Raw genomic sequence first — 18,314 nt, 5'->3', positions numbered from 1 at the left:
CAATATTCCTCACTGCTGCCTCCCGTAGGAGTCTGGTCCGTGTCTCAGTACCAGTGTGGGGGATCCCCCTCTCAGGGCCCCTACCCATCGTAGCCATGGTAAGCCGTTACCTTACCATCGAGCTAATGGGACGCATGGCCATCTTCCACCGGCCGAAGCCTTTAACCCTTTCACGATGCCGTAAAAAGGTACAATGGGGCATTAATCTTCGTTTCCAAAGGCTATTCCCCTGTAGAAGGTAGGTTCCATACGCGGTGCGCACCCGTGCGCCGGTCGTCAGCGAAGTGCAAGCACTCCCTGTTACCCCTCGACTTGCATGTGTTAGGCCTGCCGCTAGCGTTCATCCTGAGCCAGGATCAAACTCTTCATCGTTGTTCTGTATATATTCGTCCCAACCATTCCAACGTCCGTCCCCGGCCCCGATTCTCTCGATCTAATTCTATTCTTCCCGAAACCCTGAGGCCCCGGGAAATCACTTGATTCTTTTTCTCTACCTAAAAACCGAAACGGTGACCCCGAAAGGTACCAATCAGCTCTTATTCTCTCCACAATATTTCAATGAACTCCTGTAATCCCCTAACGCTCCGAAAACATCACTGTCTCCACGTTAGTGCCTCAAGTATCTCTCAAAGCGGGTGCAAATATACGCACCCTTTTTGATTCTACAATACATAAATCAAAAAAAAAGTAAAATAATTTAAATTAAAATATAATGATTTGATTTTGTGGTGATTATGCACTAAAAAATTGCAGAATTTTAGTCATGAAAAGTTAAATATCTGTAAATCAATCTTATAATTAAAAGCCCTAAAATCAAAGAAAAAGTCAAATCACTAAATCACAGTGTTTTAAATTGTACCTATGAAAAGAAATTCCAAACTAAACCGAAGCGAATTACAAAATCACGGTAGGGGTAATTTGGTGCAGCATAAAAGTTGTAGCCACTAAAAGAAGAATTGAAATGTTCTGCTTTTAAAAATATCCTTGTCTGTTTTATCCTAGCGTTTATAAAGAAATCCAATAAAGGAAAACCACCCAACTCTTCCGTATTCTGAACATAAAACTCTCCCAATAAGGGGTTGTATGCATCCATATTGTAAGACGTAAAGTATTTAAATGTGATACCTGTCTGCAAAAACATGGCCTTTTTAAAAACATCTGATGAAAAGTATACCGTATTCCGTGTAGTTAACTGTGGGACATTGAGGACATTTTCATCTTGGCCAACCGATTGGTACATGACAGTGTTGTTCAATGCAAATTTACCTAGGCGCAATTCTTTAGCGTATTTTATTTTGAGATATGAGATACTTTCACTGTTCTGCAACGGTTTAATGTTGGCATTTTCCGTACCCTCCTCTATATCCGCCAAAGGATTCAGCCCAAAGTACGTATAGTTATCTATATTGGTATATTTTGCCGATAGACTACCCAACCACTTAGTGTCTAACGTAAATTGAAAACTATTTATTCGTTCTTTATCAAATCTAGTGGTGTTTTGCCAATTGTAATTAAGGTATTCACTTTGATACAGCAAGAAATTAAAATCGGGCATTCTAGATGAAGAATGAATGGAAAACTTCGCTTTGTAATCATCATTGATATTATATTGAACGGTGCCGTCGAAAATACTTCCACTTAATTCTCCCGACAGATTATATTTAAAAGAGCCGTCTATCTTAAAACGTCTAATTTGCTTCTCATAATCCCCTCCCAAAGCAATTTCATTTCCTGCGAGCTGATTTTGTATGGTCTCTCCAGATTCCGTAATTAAGACACTATCAAAGAAGTAATCATAATTGTATAGATTAAGACTTGCCTTTAAATTACCTAGCGTACTATTATAAAATGACGCGCTGAATTGATTATAAAATGTCTTTAACGAGGCCTTATCGTTAATCGATGAAAGTATGGCTTCCCCAAAGTAATCATTATTTGAAGTCTGAAGGTATTGATAGTATTTAGTTTCGTAGTTAAAAACATGACCAATAGATAACGATGTTTTTTCTACGAAACTTGAATCCTTACGTTTTCTAACCAATTTATATTGATGGTCCAAATAATATCGTTTCCCCAGAATTTTATTATCCGCATCACTAAACCTAACATCAACTTTAGGCCTATCTATGAAATCAGGATCGCCGGATTCAAATTGCAACTCTTTTTCTGTAAGACCTCCATTTTCCTGGGATAAAATATCCTGGGCCGCAATGTGCGCCCTTAGATTATACCTGCCGTTCTTTGAGACATAATTCGCCGTAGTTTTAAAATTACCGGACTGTATCTGGTCAGAATTATATTTCCCGAGAGACCTATGCCCTTTATATCCAACGGAAAAATTTAGCCGTGGAGAAGTATTAAAGGTAAGCAAAGCGTCCAATAACTGCCCCTCTTCTAGAGTGGTCTTAAACAGAAGGTCCGTCATTGGAGTGGCCACATTATAATAGTCGATGTCCTGTATTTCAAAATAATTATAATGTTTGGCCTTCGCCCCTAGATTAGGATAGAAACCGTTTCTCTCAAAATCTACGCCCAACTTATTATATGTCTGCCCAATGTTAGAAAACGACATTAGTTCAAAATCATCTCTGCGCAGATAATTATACTTGTATTCTTTATATACCGTAAGCGTTGTATCTAAAAAAGTAGTGTCCCTAGCAAATGAGATAATTTTGTAATCTTTTATAGTAACCTCTAAACCCTCTTTCTCTTTCTTAGGTTTAAGGGAATCCGGTCTTTGTAAACGCGTCAAAGAATCAGAAACCCTTTTTATGGGAGTACCTTCTTGTGCAACTAGTACCTGACCCACTAAAAGAAAAATAACTACCAGGAAATATTTCATGCAAACTTATTACGAGAACAAAGTTAATTTTTTTGTTCCTAACATAATGTGAAAGTTTTAGGAATAAAAAAGTCCTCACATATGTAAGGACTTTTTTATTTCTGCATAAATTCTAATTATTCAAAAGGAACTACTTCGTTAGATGATTTATTTGCTACTAAGATATCGTTTAAGTCTATGGCAGTCGTGGCCGTACCGGCCTCAGCATCATAAGTAATGGCATCTAAATCTGCAACTACAGCCGAAATAAATGAAGGTATAACACCGACTGTCCCGGGGTCACCCTCGTTCACGTTAGGATTTAATAAAATTTCATTTTCATCAATAACCAATTTAACGCCCATGTCAACCAAACGCAGACCTTCGGCGATAAATACCTCTTGTCTGGTTCTATACAAAAGTGATAGACCAGCATCATCATCATTCATTGCAGCGATATCTGCAGCTGTCAATGAAGTTCCGGAAACTGATGGAATATCTACATCACCTGACTGTCGATCTAGAACAAGACCGGTTCTTCCGTTTACCACTACATCGGCATTATCCGGTCGAGAACCTTCGGCTACTTGTGAACGTTGTTCAATTGAATCGTCGATAGTCCTTACTTCACGTGTTGCAATCAAATCTAACAAAGCCGTTAAGTTTGTTCTAGCAGCATTTATATCGTTATCTGACAAAGCTGCTTCAGCCAAAATTAAATACGCCTCTTCTGCTTTCATATAATGTACAGGCGCATCTTCATTAGGGTCAAGAAAAGAGTATTTAGGGTCTAAAAAGTCTAATGTTGGAAGTGGTTGCAAGTCATCAAAAGTAGCTCTCTCGTACAATGCATCTTCAAAAGTATTACTCGGTCCGTTTGATTCATCAAACTTAACTGTTCTATCAAAATCAGTACTCAATGCTAGAGCTGCATTTGCAGCGCTTACAGCCTCACTTTTATTACCCAAGTAATAATTCGCTCTTGCTTTCGCTAAATGATACTCTGGCCTAGCATTGATACCTATTGCTATATCAAAAGCTGTTATGGCGTTTTGGTAGTGCTCAGCGGAAGTAATTGGCACCCCAACAGGCTCCTGAGGTAAAGTAGAAAAATACATCGCAGAAATTAAATAAGAAATCCCTTCGAAATAATTGAATTCCGCTTCAGTCTCAGCATCATAATTTGGATCACCAGGTCCAACTGTTTCTTTACCGAAAAGAGCTAACTCCCTTAATCTTTGAATATCTCTCTGGGTATCTCTCATATCCGGGTCAGTAATCTGCATATCTAAACCATCTAAAAACTGGTTAAAGAATGTTTGCGTATTTACATAATTATCAGCACCTAGTTCCGCCAAAATTAACGTTTCTTGAAATACAAAAGCCAATTGCCTTTCTACACCAGATAACCAGATAGAAGCCGAATTTGGTTGCCCTACAACAGAAGCTTCAGAAAGATTAGGGTTCTGAACTTCTTTGAAATTTGTCACATCACCAAAATCGCCCGTACATCCAAAGGCTATCATGGCTAAAGAAAATATTATTAATTTTTTCATTTTTACAATTTTTTATTAAAATTCAAACCTTAATGAAGCTATGTATGTTCTGGGTGCAGATTCGGTACCGTAAGCAAAACCGCCACTTGCAAAACCATTTTGTGCAGCAATACCCGAACCTGTAGTTTCAGGATCGAAATTACCGGCCGTCCAGTTGAATGGATTTGTGACAGTAACCCCAAAACGTATATTACTAAACACAGGTGCAGCGATATCACCAAAATTATAAGAAGCTCCAATGTTTCTAACCTTTAAGAAGTCATTGTCAAAAACAAAGAAATTCACATAGTTGAACGGCGATGTTGTACCTATTAATTCCTCAGGAATACCAGTATTATCCGTACCTCTTAAGTGTCTCAATAAGAAACTCAAATCTGTTATTTGACCACCAAACTGATAATCTGCGGTTGCAAAAAGGTTAAAATTACCGTAGGTATAATTTAAGCCCATCGAACCAAAATTAGGAGCAAAAGTATCTCCTAAAGCAGTATTAGCCTCAAACTCATAAGTACCATCATCTTGCAAGATTGCAGCTGTTCCCCTTAAGTAACCCAAACTTTGTCCTTCTTCAACAACAGAACCCAATACATTGAATCCACCAACTACAAAGGCTGGAGCACCACCTGAATCCGTTACTATGTTTTCATTAGTGTTATAAGAAAGATTAATACTAAGGTTTTGCTTTTCAGATTGGATTAAAGTGGCATTTAAAGCAAGCTCATAACCTGAGTTCTCCACTTCTCCAATGTTTTGGATTTGATTGGCCTGACCCGATGATGGTGGATCTTGAGGCGTAAATAGCGCATCTTCAGTAATACCCTGATATCTTGTACCGCTCAAATACAGTCTGTTACTGAAGAAACCTAACTCCAAACCAAATTCAGTTGTTTTAACTCGCTCTGAAACCAAATCTGGATTCCCTTGATTTGCAAAAGTAAATGAAGGCCCCCCTAGGAATGGATTCTGATTAAATGTTCTATCTTGATCAAATGGTTGTGCAAAGTTAGTTGCCTCACCATAGTTACCCCTTAACTTGATTGTGGAAATAATATCGCTGATACCGGAGTTAATATAGAAATCATGATCACTTAAGTTATACGTAAGCCCAATTTTAGGTAATAATAATGGGCTGGTATTATCTCCTGATATAGTATTCTTATCCAATCTCCCTCCGAACTCCAAGAAAGCAACATCATAAATACCTATGTTCTCAAGGAAGTATAAACCGTAGTTTGCATTTTCCAAAACAAAATCAGAAAAAGTTTGTTCAGAGAAATTATTCAATGACCTAGTGCCATCTACACCACCAGAACCGTTAAGTCTATTTTGTCTATCCGATGATCTAAAAAACTGACCTCCTAAAATTGATACAAAGGAAAAATTATCCGTATTCGCTTTGTGAGTAAGGTTAACATCTGTTGTTACGGTGAAAGCAGATCTTAAAACCCTTGTAAGACTACCTTGATCCGTGGTCCCAGGAGCAATTGAACCCAACTCTACTAAAAGCGCATTACTTTGTAACTCTTCCTGTATCGTATTCCTATTGTCTATACCTATTGTCGCGTTTACCTGCAGAGCGTCGCTAAGATCATAAATAAATTTATTAGAGGCCGTGAAACGATTGGTATTACTAGAAATATCCACCAATTCCCCGATTCTTTTATACCTAGCGGTCTCCTCCTCAAATTCTGCATCGGTAAATGCTTCCGTATCACCACGGGCAGAACCTTCAAGAGCAGAAAATCTTGAAAAGCTAGTATTTGCGTTATAATCAAGATTAGACTCAAAGTTAACATAAGAGAAAGATCCTTGATAACTTAACTTGTCCGTAACCTTTGCAGTTAAACCGAACGTAAAAGTCCTTCTTATTTGCTCGTTTATATCGTTAAAACTATCATCCTTATATAAACTTCCACCAAAGTTGTAGGTGAATTTCTCCGAACCACCACTCAATCCAAGTCTATATTGTTGAGACCAACCTGGTTGGAATATAACATCACCTGTTCTGTCATATCTAAGAAAGTCTTTTGTGGCACTAATAGCACCAACATTGCTTTCAAAGTAAGCAGCTCCTTTTCCTGCTTTACCTTTTTTAGTAATGATTTGAATAATACCATTCGCGGCATCTGCCCCATATAACGTAGTTGCGGCACCACCTTTAATATACTCAATTCTTTCGATTGACTCCGCTGGTATGTCAGCTAAAGCCGAAACATTAGCCCCGCCAGTTGCGATACCTAATTGGGGATTAGAGTTTAGATTATCAACACGAACACCATCTATAATCACAACAGGTGTTGCCGAAGATGCTGCTGAAATAGCACCACGTGTTCTAATAATGGCAGCCGTACCAGGCTGTCCTGAACTTAGCCTTATTTGAGCACTTGGCGTAGTGGACTGTAATAATTGATCAATTTGATTTGCAGGCAACTTATCAATATCTTCAGAATCTAAAACATCAACTGTTGTTGATAGTTTTCTTCTTGCAATACCGGAACCCTGCCCAGTAACGATTACTTCCTCAAGTGCTTCGGCAGATTCTTCCATCTGTACGTTAATCGTGTTGGAAGAACCTACGGTCATATTAACTGTTTTTTGCCCTATATAACTGTAACGCAATACCTGACCCTCCGCAACGTTGATGGAATATTGTCCGTCAAAATCTGATTGTGTTCCGTTAGTTGTACCTACGACCACCACGGAGACCCCCGGAAGAGGCAACCCACTCTGGTCTGTAATTGTACCGGAAACTGATTTTTCCTGTGCGTAAGAAAATGAGATGAAAACCATCATTAAAGATGTCAACATCCATGCAAACTTCTGTTTCATAGAATTAGTTTTTGAATTAGCTTGCGTCAAAAGTCTAAAAAATTGCCAAGTAATCCAAAAAGTATCTCATGAGATAGCCAATTCTTGTTAAAAAATACTTATTTATTATTTTATTCTTAGGTAAAGTATTTGTTTTTTGAATTTAATTTATTTTTTTAACTTTTTCGATTCAAATCTTATACGACGATTTCCATCATAAAATATTTGTTATGCTTAAAAAATTCCATCGGTTTCCAGAAGAAGCAGGCACTGATGAGGCAGGAAGGGGTTGTCTGGCCGGTCCGGTTACGGCGGCAGCCGTAATTTTACCCGAAAATTTCGAAAATATCATCTTAAACGATTCCAAACAACTATCAGAGGTCAAAAGGGAACTATTAAGACCCATGATAGAATTCGAAAGCTCAACTTATGCCGTAGCCCATGTCTATCCTATTGAAATCGATGAGATAAATATTCTGAACGCCTCTTTCCTAGCAATGCACAAAGCCATCGATCAATTAAAGGGCCGTTTAAAATATATCATAGTAGACGGAAACAGATTTAAAAAATACCGCGAGGTTGCTCATGAATGTATCGTTAAAGGCGATTCTAAATACATGAGTATTGCCGCCGCTTCGGTCTTGGCTAAAACCTACCGCGATGAATACATGAATCAGATACACAAAGAGTACCCCATGTACAACTGGAAAAAAAACAAAGGTTATCCTACAAAAGAGCATAGGGAGGCGATTAAAAGATACGGTGTAACAAAATATCACAGAAAAAGCTTTAGACTACTTCCGGACCAACTAACACTTGAACTCTAAAAAGTATAAATTTGCTAAAAGCATTTTTATGAGGTCTTACTTGTCACTCTTATTAGTCGTTTTGCTCTTTACGGGTTGTAACCCAGAAAGAACTGATGAAGCTTCTTTTTTAAGTCTCGTTCCTGAAAATTCGGCGCTTTTGCTCAAAATCGACGCGCTAGAGGCTTTAGAAAATGACATAGCCGAGAATAGCATTGTTTCCAAAATGAGGAAAGAAGTATTTGCCAAAGCAATTGCTGAAAAAATGAGACCTCTTAACTATCTCGAAGGCGAAACATCTGGCCTGTTAGCCTTTTCGATTTCTGACACTACCAATTTTGACTTCACTTTCATTATCACCGATTCTACGGCAACAGTTAATTTGGATTCTATAATAAACAAAACAGTGGAATCCATTTCTTATCAGAATTACAGCTTTAAGAAGTACCAAATTGAGGAAACTACTTTTTTTTCTTCCAATATTAGAGGAGCGGACGTATTGAGCTCCTCACAACAAATACTTGAAAATATTATTGAAAATTTAGACGCCAACAATTTTCCTTCTCCGTTGGAAAAACTTTACAAAATAACAAATGCTCATGGACAACACCATCTCTGGGTTAACTTAAACGAAGTAGATGCACTTTTAAATCATTTATTCAATGAAACCGATGATATCCAAAAATTGTCTGAATATGCCGACTGGGTTTCCCTTGACATTAATCTAGATAATGATGGCGTATTTTTAAACGGCATAGGAATAGCCAACGACTCTACCGATTACCTAAGTCTATTTTCAGGCACTAAACCTAGAGCTAGCATCACACCCGCACTCGTACCTAAAGATGTTTCAATTTTTAAATCGTACAATGTAACGGACTATCCACTTTTTGCGCTAAACCGAGAAAAATATTTGAACAGCGGTACGGTTAAAGATTCCCTTCTCAATACCATTGAGGAAATAGGGCTGGCAGAAGTTGATAACGAGCAGATAGTCCTATTACAGACTTTTGGCACTGCTACCATAGACGACTATCTTACCACCATTACAAGTAGTTCTATTGAATACCAAGGGAGTGAAATCTTAAAAATTCAGCCTACTAGCTTCCTAACCGATTATCTTGACCCTATTATTACCGATTTTAATCCTAGTTACGCCAGCATTATAGAAAACACCTTTGTTTTTTCGGCTACAGAAGAGACTATAAAAAAAGTGATTAGCAGCCACAAAAGCGGCGAAGTACTTTACAATACAACCTTACTTAAAAACACCCAAGATATTACCACTTCGGCTTCTTCCATATTCACTGTGACGTCCTCATTGGGCCTGCAAGAGAGTCTAAGCGAATATAATTTAAATGAGATAGGCGACTTTCTAAAAAGAACCAACTTAAAGGACTATGTATTTGGCTCTCAGATAGTAGCGGACAATGCCTTCTTCCATGTAAGTTATTTCGCCAAAAAAATCAGCGAAAGACCATCTAATCGTGGTGTTGTTTCCCTGTTTGATTTTCAAACCGATGCAGCCATTGCCACGACTCCCCAATTCGTAAAGAATCATAGGACCAACAAACAAGAAATCATTGTACAGGATGAAAACAATGTCCTTTACCTTATATCCAACAAAGGAAAAATCATCTGGAAAAAAGAGCTAGCGAGTGCCGTTCAGGGCAAAATACATCAAATTGATATTTATAAAAACGGAAAACTTCAATTGGCCTTTACCACCAATAACGAATTCCTGGTTTTAGACAGAAATGGTAAGGAAGTGCAGCCATTTGACATTAAACACGAGGGTGGCAACCTCAACCCTTTAGCCGTATTTGATTATGACGGTAAAAAGGACTATCGTTTTGTAGTAACCCAAGGAACAAGGGTTTTTATGTATAATAATAAAGGTAAGATCGTTTCGGGTTTTAAATACAAAAAAGCCGAAAGTGATATTATTGGTGCTCCCCAACATTTTAGAATCAACAGAAAGGACTATTTGTGTTTTAAATTGGCCAATGGCCAGCTCAAACTACTTAACCGTGTGGGTAATGTACGGGTCAGAGTTCCTGAAAAAATAGATTTTTCGGAAAATGACATCAAACTGTATAAAAATAAATTCTCCCTGACCACAGCAAAGGGTGTGCTCTACCAAATAGACACGGGTGGTAAAATAGAAAAAACGAACCTGAACCTTAATGCGGACCACGGTATGGATGCCACATCTAAGACCTTGTCCATTATCAATGATAACATCCTGCATATACGAGAAAAAAAGGTAGCCTTGGATTTAGGGGTTTATGCACCACCGGTTATCTTTTATTTAAACGATAAGATTTATGTATCGGTCACAGATATTCAAAATCAAAAATCTTACTTATTCGATAGTCAGGCCAAAGCTATAGCGGACTTTCCTGTGCAAGGTTCCTCTATGGCTGATATGGCTGACATTGATAATGATAGAAAACCCGAAATGGTCATTAAAAATCAGGACAACTCCATTACCGTGTACAAATTACATTGATACAAGATTTAGAATACTTTATAAGACGTATCATGCCAACCGTACGATCAGAACATCATTTTTTGAAGGTTTTATTTATTTTTAAAATTCTGAAACGTAATCGGCAAAACATGTCCTACTTCAAATATTACAGATATACCTTATTACTAAAGACACTTAAAATGAAATCATTCCATCCCCTACTAAAGCCACTATGCTTTATTTGTATATTTCTTTTCTCCTGTTCCCAAGCCAACGGCCAATTCCTAAAAAAATTAGGAAAAAGGGCGGAAAAAGCTGCGGAACGCGCTGTTGAACGTAGGGTGGACAAGGAAGCTACCGAAAAAACGGACCAGGCCTTGGACAGTATTCTAGAACCAGGCTCAAAAGGAGGCAATAAAACACAGGTTCCTAAAGGAGTAGAGACGCCTTCCCCAAAAGAAAAACCTGATAACGGCACCATATCCGGCGATGAGGAAAGACAGCCAACTTCTACTGGACCAAAAACTTTAAAAGTATATAGTAAGTTTGATTTTGTTCCCGGTGATAAAATTCTATTTTCCGATGATTTCTCTAATGATTTTGTAGGTGATTTTCCGTCTAAATGGAATACCAACGGCTCTGGAGAAATTGTTTCTTTCGATGATGATTCTGGTAATTGGTTTGAACTTAAAGGAGGTAGAAAAACGTATCAAATAGCGAATATCAATGAACTGCCTGAAAACTATACTATAGAATTTGATGTAGAGACTATGGGTATTGATAAGAAAACCTCCTCTGCCGCCAAACTTGTGGTGATTATAGATGAAAATGATAAGTTCGGCTATGGAAAAAACACGGTGTACGCATATTTACCGCTGTGCCAATATATTGAGCGAGATATTCGAATTTGGAATAATGTCAATGGCTCTAATATCATTGACAACTACGTTGGTGCGGATATAAGGGAAGACATTATTTCTAGGCCCCATATATCCATAGCGGTTAATAAAGAACGATACCGCCTTTATATCAATGAAACTAAACATATTGATATTCCCAAGCTTATTGCCCCCAATGCCCCTTTGAATTCCTTAAAATTTCAACTTGTTGGAATCAATGAAGGTAAGGACAGGGTTTTTATCAATAATGTAAAGATTGCGGAAGGCGGTATAGACCTAAGAAGAACCTTGATGAAAGATGGAAAAGTATCTACCAACGGTATTCTTTTTGACTCGGGGTCGGCCAATATACAGCCACAATCCATGGGCATCATTAGACAGATTTACCAGGTATTGCAAAAGGATAATAAATTGAATTTGAATATTGTTGGGCATACGGATGCCGATGGTAATCAAGATGCTAATCTTAAACTTTCTAAGAATAGGGCCGAAGCCGTAAAAAATGCATTAGTCAGTATTTATTCAATTGAAGAAAGCAGATTATCCACAGAAGGAAAGGGAGCCTCAGAGCCTATAGGTGACAATAGCACTATAGAGGGCAAGGCACAGAACAGAAGGGTAGAATTCATAAAACAATAACAAATAGTACACAAACATGAAAATTAAACTTTTATTAAGTCTGGCATTACTTTGCGGAGCATCTATGATTTACGCTCAATCTACCAATTGCAGTAGGTTTTATCCAATGGATGAAGGCACTTCTTTTGAATACACTTCGTACAACAAAAAAGGAAAGACCGAAGGAAAATCTAGCTATAAAGTAACATCCGTAGAAAACGATGGAGACACCACCGTGGCAACAATGGATATTTCTTTTGAAGACCAAAAAGGAAAAAAAGTTTATGATACCAATTACTCCTTTTCCTGCACAGGAAATATGGTCACCGTTGACTATGAGTCCCTTGTTCCGCAACAAATGTTAACGCAATACGAGGATATGGAAATGGAAATAACAGGAACCGATATTGAGCTGCCCAATGATTTGGGGGTAGGCCAAGAATTAGAGGATGCGAACGTGACTTTAAAAATGAATATGGGAGGCATAAGCATGAACACTACGGTGGACATGGTCAATAGGAAGGTGGAAAAAAAGGAAAATGTTACTACGCCCGCCGGAACGTTCGAATGCTTTGTAATTTATAGCGAAAACCAATCCAAGGTGATGATGGCAAAGAGTAACTTCCCGTCAAGAGTATGGTTAGCCGAAGGCGTGGGCATGGTAAAGCAGGAGACCTATAAAAAGAACGGTGACTTAATGAGCAGTACGGAATTGACCAAGTTTAGCAAATAAGCTTAATTCCATAATACAGAATACAAATCCTCGGTCTATACCGGGGTTTTTTGTTTTATCAATTTGGATTCAAACAGTACATTAAAATGACGCAGTAATTTCTCTTTTACTTCTTCCATATCAACTTCTTGCTTACCTAACTCAATATTTAAAGAAGTAACGGCCTTATCCTTAATTCCACAGGGAATCATCATATCAAAATAGCCCAAATCCGCATTTACGTTTAAGGCAAATCCGTGCATAGTTACCCAACGGGAAGCTCTCACCCCCATAGCGCAAATTTTTCTGGCAAATGGCGTGCCAACATCCAGCCAAACTCCGGTTTCCCCATCGGAACGTTCTCCCTTTACATCGTATTCCTCCAAGGTTAAAATGATTACCTCCTCTAGAAACCTAAGGTACTTATGAATATCCGTAAAGAAATTATCCAAGTCTAAAATGGGGTATCCGACTATTTGTCCGGGGCCATGATAGGTGATATCCCCACCCCTATTGGTTTTGTAAAAAGAGGCTCCTTTTTTGGTGAGCTCCTGCTCACTGGCCAAAAGATTCTCGAGATTACCGCTTTTCCCAAGGGTATATACATGCGGATGTTCTACTAACAAAAAATAATTAGGTGTCTCCAGACGTAATCCCTCACGTCTACTCCTAATCTTTACATCGATAATTTGCTTAAAAAGAAGTTCTTGGTAATCCCAAGTTTCCTTATAATCTTTATGCCCTAAATCTTGAAGAAAAACCTTCTTGTTCATTACTACAAAGATAAGAATTGTTAAGGCCTGACTTATTGTTCTAGTTCCACTTCTAAATTCAGAATTTTCGGGTTCTTCATCAACTCTAAAAATCCAACTTCATAAATCAATGTTTTGCCATCTGCACTGAAGGTAGCTTCTTCCGCAGAGGCCGATTTTACCCGCTTGGGAAAATGATACTTCAGGGTGTACGTAGAACCGGTTAAAAACAGCTCTGCCCCCGCCAAGCTATCAACGGCTTGTTGATGCAGTTGTGCATTCAATATTCTAGCCGTTCTCGAAAACGAATTTCCTTTAAAGCTATAGGAAACCTCCGAACTTTTAGTGTCGTTGGATAAGAATTGTGGTTGATTGGCTCTTCCTGCGGGACTCAAAGCATCCGTATTCTGAAATGTATTGAAGGCATCACCAATTTCGTCAATGTTCTCGAAACTTGAATACATGTCAAACTTCATTTCTTGTGTGTCGGGATTCATGACCATATGAAGGTTAAAAGGCTCTAATTTTTTAAGTTTGGCTTGCTGTTCTGGTGACAATGTAGCTATACTATCCTTTTTCTCCTCTAAAAATTGCTTAAAGGACAATGTGGAGTCAATTGCCTTTTCGGTGCCTGCCATCATCTCATCACCACCCATTTGCATTAACTCGGACCCGTCAAAGTTGATACTGATTTTCCCGGAACCATTTTCTTCCAAGAATATTTCTTCCGTGAAATTACAGGATACCACTAGGGCTAAAAGCACCAGCAAAGACCCCATCTTAATTTTGAACATAGCTATTTAATTTGGATTATTGAGGATGACCAAAGCCGCAATAACGCCAGGGACCCATCCGCAGAAGGTCAAAAGTAGCACAATTAAAAATGACCCACAACCCTTACCAATAACCGATAAGGGAGGAAAAAGAATGGCCAATAAAACACGAAGAACACTCATTAAATTATGATTTTGATTGATGTACTTATATGTCGCCAAAGTACCTGTATTGTTACAAAATCATCTATTTTTATCGCTCTATTGTATTACTATGAGAATTTTATCTATTGTACTACTCTTCTTTTTGGGCATTGCCCAAGGCATAAGTCAATACATTTTTAGTGGCGAAATTTCCTGCACAGCGGAAAACAAAACGGTTTATCTTTCATTGGTTGAGAACTACAGAAAATCTTCTCGGGTATATGCGGACCAGATTCTTAAAGAAACACAGGCCGATGCCGATGGTTACTTCAAGTTTGAAGGTGATAATCTTTCCGAACAAAATAGAATATACAGAATTCATACGGATGGTTGTGAGGACAACGCCGAAGGAGGAAGTCATTTTTTGAAGCATTGTCCGGATACTCAAAGTGTGCTTTTCATTGCAAAAAAAGGAGACACTATTCTGTTTCCTCTTTTGGAAAACAACCAACCGCTCTGTGAAATAAATTCGACCAATAAAAATGCCGATCTATTATTGGAAATAGATTACCTCAAGGAACAAATGATCCTGGATTTTATGGAGTACAACAGTAAGGCCAATGAATTGTTGACTTTCCAAAAGTGGTTCAAAATTTTTCAGGAGTACGGTGAGGAGAATGGGGAACCCTTAGCAGAACTTTTTATTTATGATTTTCTATCGGATAGGGCAAGCGAAACACACCCCTATTATGTAGTAGATGCTAAAACCAATCCTTACTATTCACAATTAGCGGAAAGACTTGAAAGCCAATACCCTAATATTCCCTTTACGCAACAGTACTTGAACGAAATCGCAGCAGACCAGCTCCTTCAGAACCAAGAGACGTCAAAATCCGATAGTAAAATTTTGATGTATGTGGTCTACGTAGTACTTACAATTATGCTATTACAAGCAGTATTTTTTAGTATTACGCTTATCAGGACAAAAAAGCGCACAAAAACATCGGAAAAACTTACGAATCAGGAGCAAAAAGTATTCAACGCCATACGCAAAGGCAAAACCAATAAAGAAATCGCCTCTGAATTATTCATAAGCCTAAGTACCGTAAAAACCCATATCAATAATATTTACAAAAAGCTACGGGTAAATTCTCGAGAGGAGATAAAAAAGATATGATTACAAACTACGAGACTTTCATCCTTTCTCAACTATAATTACATTTCCACCCATATTACTAAGGTTTCCACTAAAATCCACCTAGGGTCTAGTCCCCATTTCCACCTGAATCCTTAAAAGACCAGCCTTTATTTTATTGAAATTCGGTTCTCATTTAAAATGTATATTTATGAAAACCATTTCTTTATTTATCCTTGCAGTAACTACCACGCTTTTTATATCTGGACAGGAGCTCAACCAAGAAATAACCTTGGACAACCGCCAAAAATTCTTAGTCGGAGAAATAACAAAAGAAGGCTTGACCCAAACAACGTACAACGGATGGTATCAACCAAACTATGACCGTTATACTGTAAACCAGTCTGTAATAGAACAATTCAAGGATACACTTAAACACTATCAAATACTTGTTTTTTTGGGAACCTGGTGTGGTGACAGTAAAAGAGAGGTACCACGTTTAATGAAAATTTTGGATGCGGCGGACCATCCCTCTGAAAATTTAAAAATCGTAGCCCTCGATAGCAGAAAGGACCACTACAAAAAAAGTCCGGATGGCGAAGAGTGGGGATTGCAAATCCTTAGGGTACCCACATTTATTTTCTACAGAAACGGCAGGGAACAGAATAGAATCATAGAAACGCCTAACAGGAGTCTTGAAGAAGATATGCTCCAAATCGTAACTTCGGATAATTACATAGCCAACAAAGCAAAGTCCATGCATTTTGATTGAGTTCCAAGCGCTTGGTGTTACCTGTAACAAATTAGGTATCCTAAAACATGGTTTCTATTTTCCTTTTGTGTCCGCTAGATTGAAAGATTAGCGCATCTTACCTATCTTTGCGCCTTTAAATAAATTGCGATGCAGCTATCCGAGCAAGAAATTATCAGAAGAGAAAAGTTGGCCAAATTACGGGAGATGGGTATTGACCCTTATCCTGCGGCCCTATACCCCGTAAATGCTACCTCAGAAAGCATAAAACAGGATTATGAGGAAGGAAAAAGAGTTGTTATCTCCGGTAGATTAATGCGTAAAAAGGTACAGGGAAAAGCTTCTTTTGGCGAATTACAGGATAGCGAAGGCCGCATACAGGTCTATTTTAACAGAGATGAAATCTGCCCAGCGGACGACCATACCAAGTATAACGAAATCTTTAAAAAACTTTTAGATTTAGGGGATATCTTAGGTATAGAAGGAGAGCTTTTCACCACCAAAGTCGGGGAAAAGACCGTCCTTGTAAAAGATTTTACTATTCTCTGTAAGGCCTTACGACCTCTACCACTTCCCAAGCAAGATGCAGAAGGCAATACCTACGATGAGTTTAACGACCCAGAACTGCGCTATCGTCAGCGCTATGTGGATTTGGTGGTGAATCCCCATGTAAAGGAAACCTTTGTTAAGCGTACAAAGATTACCAATAGTATTCGCCAGTTCTATAATGAAAAGGGCTACTTAGAGGTTGAAACTCCTATTTTACAACCTATTCCGGGTGGTGCCGCCGCAAGACCATTTTTAACGCACCATAATGCACTAGACATACCGTTATACCTCCGTATTGCCAATGAGCTTTATTTGAAAAGATTGATTGTAGGCGGATTTGACGGTGTTTATGAGTTCTCTAAGGATTTTAGGAACGAAGGTATGGACCGTACCCACAATCCGGAGTTTACCGTGATGGAATTGTATGTGGCCTATAAGGACTACAATTGGATGATGGACACCACCGAGGTACTCTTGGAAAAGGTTGCCATAGATGCCAACGGCACATCGAAAGTAACAGTCGGCGAAAATGAAATTGAATTTAAAGCGCCATATGCTAGGGTTCCAATTTTGGAAGCCATAAAAGTTCACACCGGTGTAGATGTCGCAGGCATGGGTGAAGAAGAATTACGCGAAACAGCCAAAAACCTAGGTTTAGAAGTAGACGAAACCATGGGTGTAGGCAAGCTCATAGATGAGATTTTTGGCGAGAAATGCGAACATTTTTACATACAGCCCACTTTTATAACGGACTATCCAAAAGAGATGAGTCCGCTGACCAAACAGCACAGAGATAACCCTGCCCTAACAGAACGTTTTGAGTTAATGGTAAACGGAAAAGAATTGGCCAATTGCTATTCTGAGCTCAATGACCCTATAGACCAACGCGAACGTTTTGAAGAGCAGTTACGTCTTTCCGCTAAAGGCGATGACGAAGCCATGTTCATTGACCAAGATTTCTTACGAGCCTTGGAATACGGTATGCCCCCAACTTCTGGAATAGGCATTGGTATAGATAGATTAGTAATGCTGTTGACCAATAATTCCTCTATTCAAGAAGTATTGTTCTTCCCACAAATGCGGCCGGAGAAAAAAGCTGTGGAGTTGACAGAGGAAGAAAAGGCCATTGTAGCTATTTTAAAACCAGAGAGAACTATGGAACTTGGAGCGCTAAAAATGCAAGCGGGGCTTAGCGGTAAAAAATGGGATAAATCCATGAAATCCTTAGCCAAACACGGCCTTACCAAGGTAAATAAAACAGATGAAGGGTTATTTGTAGCGCTAAACTCTTAACCCGCTTTAGGAGCTTTCAAAATTTAACCTGTCCAACTCGTATTGGCATTTGTGATTTTCATCGCATAATATATAGGGTAGAAAAAGTAAGACCTGAGCCTTTACGTACTGTGGTACAGTGAAACCATTTTGCCCTACCTCCTATCCCTTCTGATTCCATTAGCTGTTAAGCTATCCAAATTCTCAGAAAATGGCGACGCTTTTTTAATTACTAAATAAAAAAC

Annotated in this window: 13 protein-coding genes and 1 rRNA gene; 7 read left to right on the top strand and 7 right to left on the bottom strand. The window is 38.5% G+C overall.

What is annotated here, in order from left to right; translation table 11 throughout:
- The 4 genes from BFP77_RS03030 to BFP77_RS03015 form a co-directional block, all read right to left on the bottom strand.
- Positions 1-372, bottom strand: a 16S ribosomal RNA gene (locus tag BFP77_RS03030); the annotation flags it as partial.
- Positions 373-859: 487 nt separating this feature from the next.
- Positions 860-2,842: a putative porin gene (locus tag BFP77_RS03025; protein WP_099572594.1), complete on the bottom strand. Its 1,983-nt coding sequence runs from the start codon at positions 2,840-2,842 to the stop codon at positions 860-862.
- A 116-nt stretch (positions 2,843-2,958) separates the two neighbouring features.
- On the bottom strand, positions 2,959-4,377 hold the full coding sequence (locus BFP77_RS03020) for a hypothetical protein (protein WP_099572593.1): 1,419 nt from the start codon (positions 4,375-4,377) through the stop codon (positions 2,959-2,961).
- Between the two features lie 15 nt (positions 4,378-4,392).
- The gene (locus BFP77_RS03015; protein WP_099572592.1) at positions 4,393-7,206 is read right to left on the bottom strand and encodes a TonB-dependent receptor domain-containing protein; all 2,814 of its coding nucleotides are present in this window, start codon (positions 7,204-7,206) and stop codon (positions 4,393-4,395) included.
- Between the two features lie 209 nt (positions 7,207-7,415).
- Here BFP77_RS03015 and BFP77_RS03010 point away from each other — a divergent pair, with 209 nt between their 5' ends.
- From BFP77_RS03010 to BFP77_RS02995, 4 genes are all read left to right on the top strand, one after another.
- Positions 7,416-8,012: a ribonuclease HII gene (locus BFP77_RS03010; RefSeq protein ID WP_099572591.1), complete on the top strand. Its 597-nt coding sequence runs from the start codon at positions 7,416-7,418 to the stop codon at positions 8,010-8,012.
- Positions 8,013-8,040: 28 nt separating this feature from the next.
- Complete coding sequence (locus BFP77_RS03005) at positions 8,041-10,503, top strand: ribonuclease HII (protein WP_143751831.1); 2,463 nt, start codon at positions 8,041-8,043, stop codon at positions 10,501-10,503.
- 161 nt (positions 10,504-10,664) lie between these two features.
- On the top strand, positions 10,665-12,002 hold the full coding sequence (locus BFP77_RS03000; protein WP_099572602.1) for an OmpA family protein: 1,338 nt from the start codon (positions 10,665-10,667) through the stop codon (positions 12,000-12,002).
- A gap of 16 nt (positions 12,003-12,018) precedes the next feature.
- Positions 12,019-12,714 carry a TapB family protein gene (locus BFP77_RS02995; RefSeq protein WP_099572589.1) on the top strand — a complete coding sequence of 232 codons (696 nt, stop codon included), beginning with the start codon at positions 12,019-12,021 and terminating at the stop codon, positions 12,712-12,714.
- A 35-nt stretch (positions 12,715-12,749) separates the two neighbouring features.
- On the opposite strand, the gene lipB is transcribed toward BFP77_RS02995, so the two are convergent.
- From lipB to BFP77_RS02980, 3 genes are read right to left on the bottom strand one after another with little or no spacing between them, the layout of a single operon-like run.
- Positions 12,750-13,466, bottom strand: a complete 717-nt coding sequence (lipB, locus tag BFP77_RS02990; protein WP_099572588.1) for a lipoyl(octanoyl) transferase LipB — start codon at positions 13,464-13,466, stop codon at positions 12,750-12,752.
- A 32-nt stretch (positions 13,467-13,498) separates the two neighbouring features.
- Positions 13,499-14,239, bottom strand: a complete 741-nt coding sequence (locus BFP77_RS02985) for a hypothetical protein (protein WP_099572587.1) — start codon at positions 14,237-14,239, stop codon at positions 13,499-13,501.
- Between the two features lie 6 nt (positions 14,240-14,245).
- Positions 14,246-14,401 carry a YqaE/Pmp3 family membrane protein gene (locus BFP77_RS02980; protein ID WP_099572586.1) on the bottom strand — a complete coding sequence of 52 codons (156 nt, stop codon included), beginning with the start codon at positions 14,399-14,401 and terminating at the stop codon, positions 14,246-14,248.
- Between the two features lie 91 nt (positions 14,402-14,492).
- Here BFP77_RS02980 and BFP77_RS17445 point away from each other — a divergent pair, with 91 nt between their 5' ends.
- The 3 genes from BFP77_RS17445 to lysS all read left to right on the top strand — a co-directional run bounded on the left by BFP77_RS17445 (position 14,493) and on the right by lysS (position 18,090).
- Positions 14,493-15,539 (top strand): response regulator transcription factor, encoded by a 1,047-nt coding sequence (locus tag BFP77_RS17445; RefSeq protein WP_306475409.1) that lies wholly within the window; start codon positions 14,493-14,495, stop codon positions 15,537-15,539.
- A 169-nt stretch (positions 15,540-15,708) separates the two neighbouring features.
- On the top strand, positions 15,709-16,269 hold the full coding sequence (locus BFP77_RS02970; protein ID WP_099572585.1) for a thioredoxin family protein: 561 nt from the start codon (positions 15,709-15,711) through the stop codon (positions 16,267-16,269).
- Between the two features lie 129 nt (positions 16,270-16,398).
- Entirely contained in the window at positions 16,399-18,090 is a 1,692-nt protein-coding gene (gene lysS / locus BFP77_RS02965; RefSeq protein ID WP_099572584.1) for a lysine--tRNA ligase, read from the top strand.
- Positions 18,091-18,314: the final 224 nt, after the last annotated feature.

The sequence above is a fragment of the Maribacter sp. 4U21 genome, from assembly GCF_002742365.1.
GTDB lineage: Bacteria > Bacteroidota > Bacteroidia > Flavobacteriales > Flavobacteriaceae > Maribacter.
The sequence above is the reverse complement of the archived record's forward strand: the minus strand, read 5'-3'. Positions and strand labels throughout refer to the sequence as shown.

Coding starts and splice junctions, on each gene's coding strand:
- BFP77_RS03025 (WP_099572594.1), bottom strand. CDS start 2,842: ATGAAATATTTCCTGGTAGTTATTTTTCTTTTAGTGGGTCAGGTACTA.
- BFP77_RS03020 (WP_099572593.1), bottom strand. CDS start 4,377: ATGAAAAAATTAATAATATTTTCTTTAGCCATGATAGCCTTTGGATGT.
- BFP77_RS03015 (WP_099572592.1), bottom strand. CDS start 7,206: ATGAAACAGAAGTTTGCATGGATGTTGACATCTTTAATGATGGTTTTC.
- BFP77_RS03010 (WP_099572591.1), top strand. CDS start 7,416: ATGCTTAAAAAATTCCATCGGTTTCCAGAAGAAGCAGGCACTGATGAG.
- BFP77_RS03005 (WP_143751831.1), top strand. CDS start 8,041: ATGAGGTCTTACTTGTCACTCTTATTAGTCGTTTTGCTCTTTACGGGT.
- BFP77_RS03000 (WP_099572602.1), top strand. CDS start 10,665: ATGAAATCATTCCATCCCCTACTAAAGCCACTATGCTTTATTTGTATA.
- BFP77_RS02995 (WP_099572589.1), top strand. CDS start 12,019: ATGAAAATTAAACTTTTATTAAGTCTGGCATTACTTTGCGGAGCATCT.
- lipB (WP_099572588.1), bottom strand. CDS start 13,466: ATGAACAAGAAGGTTTTTCTTCAAGATTTAGGGCATAAAGATTATAAG.
- BFP77_RS02985 (WP_099572587.1), bottom strand. CDS start 14,239: ATGTTCAAAATTAAGATGGGGTCTTTGCTGGTGCTTTTAGCCCTAGTG.
- BFP77_RS02980 (WP_099572586.1), bottom strand. CDS start 14,401: ATGAGTGTTCTTCGTGTTTTATTGGCCATTCTTTTTCCTCCCTTATCG.
- BFP77_RS17445 (WP_306475409.1), top strand. CDS start 14,493: ATGAGAATTTTATCTATTGTACTACTCTTCTTTTTGGGCATTGCCCAA.
- BFP77_RS02970 (WP_099572585.1), top strand. CDS start 15,709: ATGAAAACCATTTCTTTATTTATCCTTGCAGTAACTACCACGCTTTTT.
- lysS (WP_099572584.1), top strand. CDS start 16,399: ATGCAGCTATCCGAGCAAGAAATTATCAGAAGAGAAAAGTTGGCCAAA.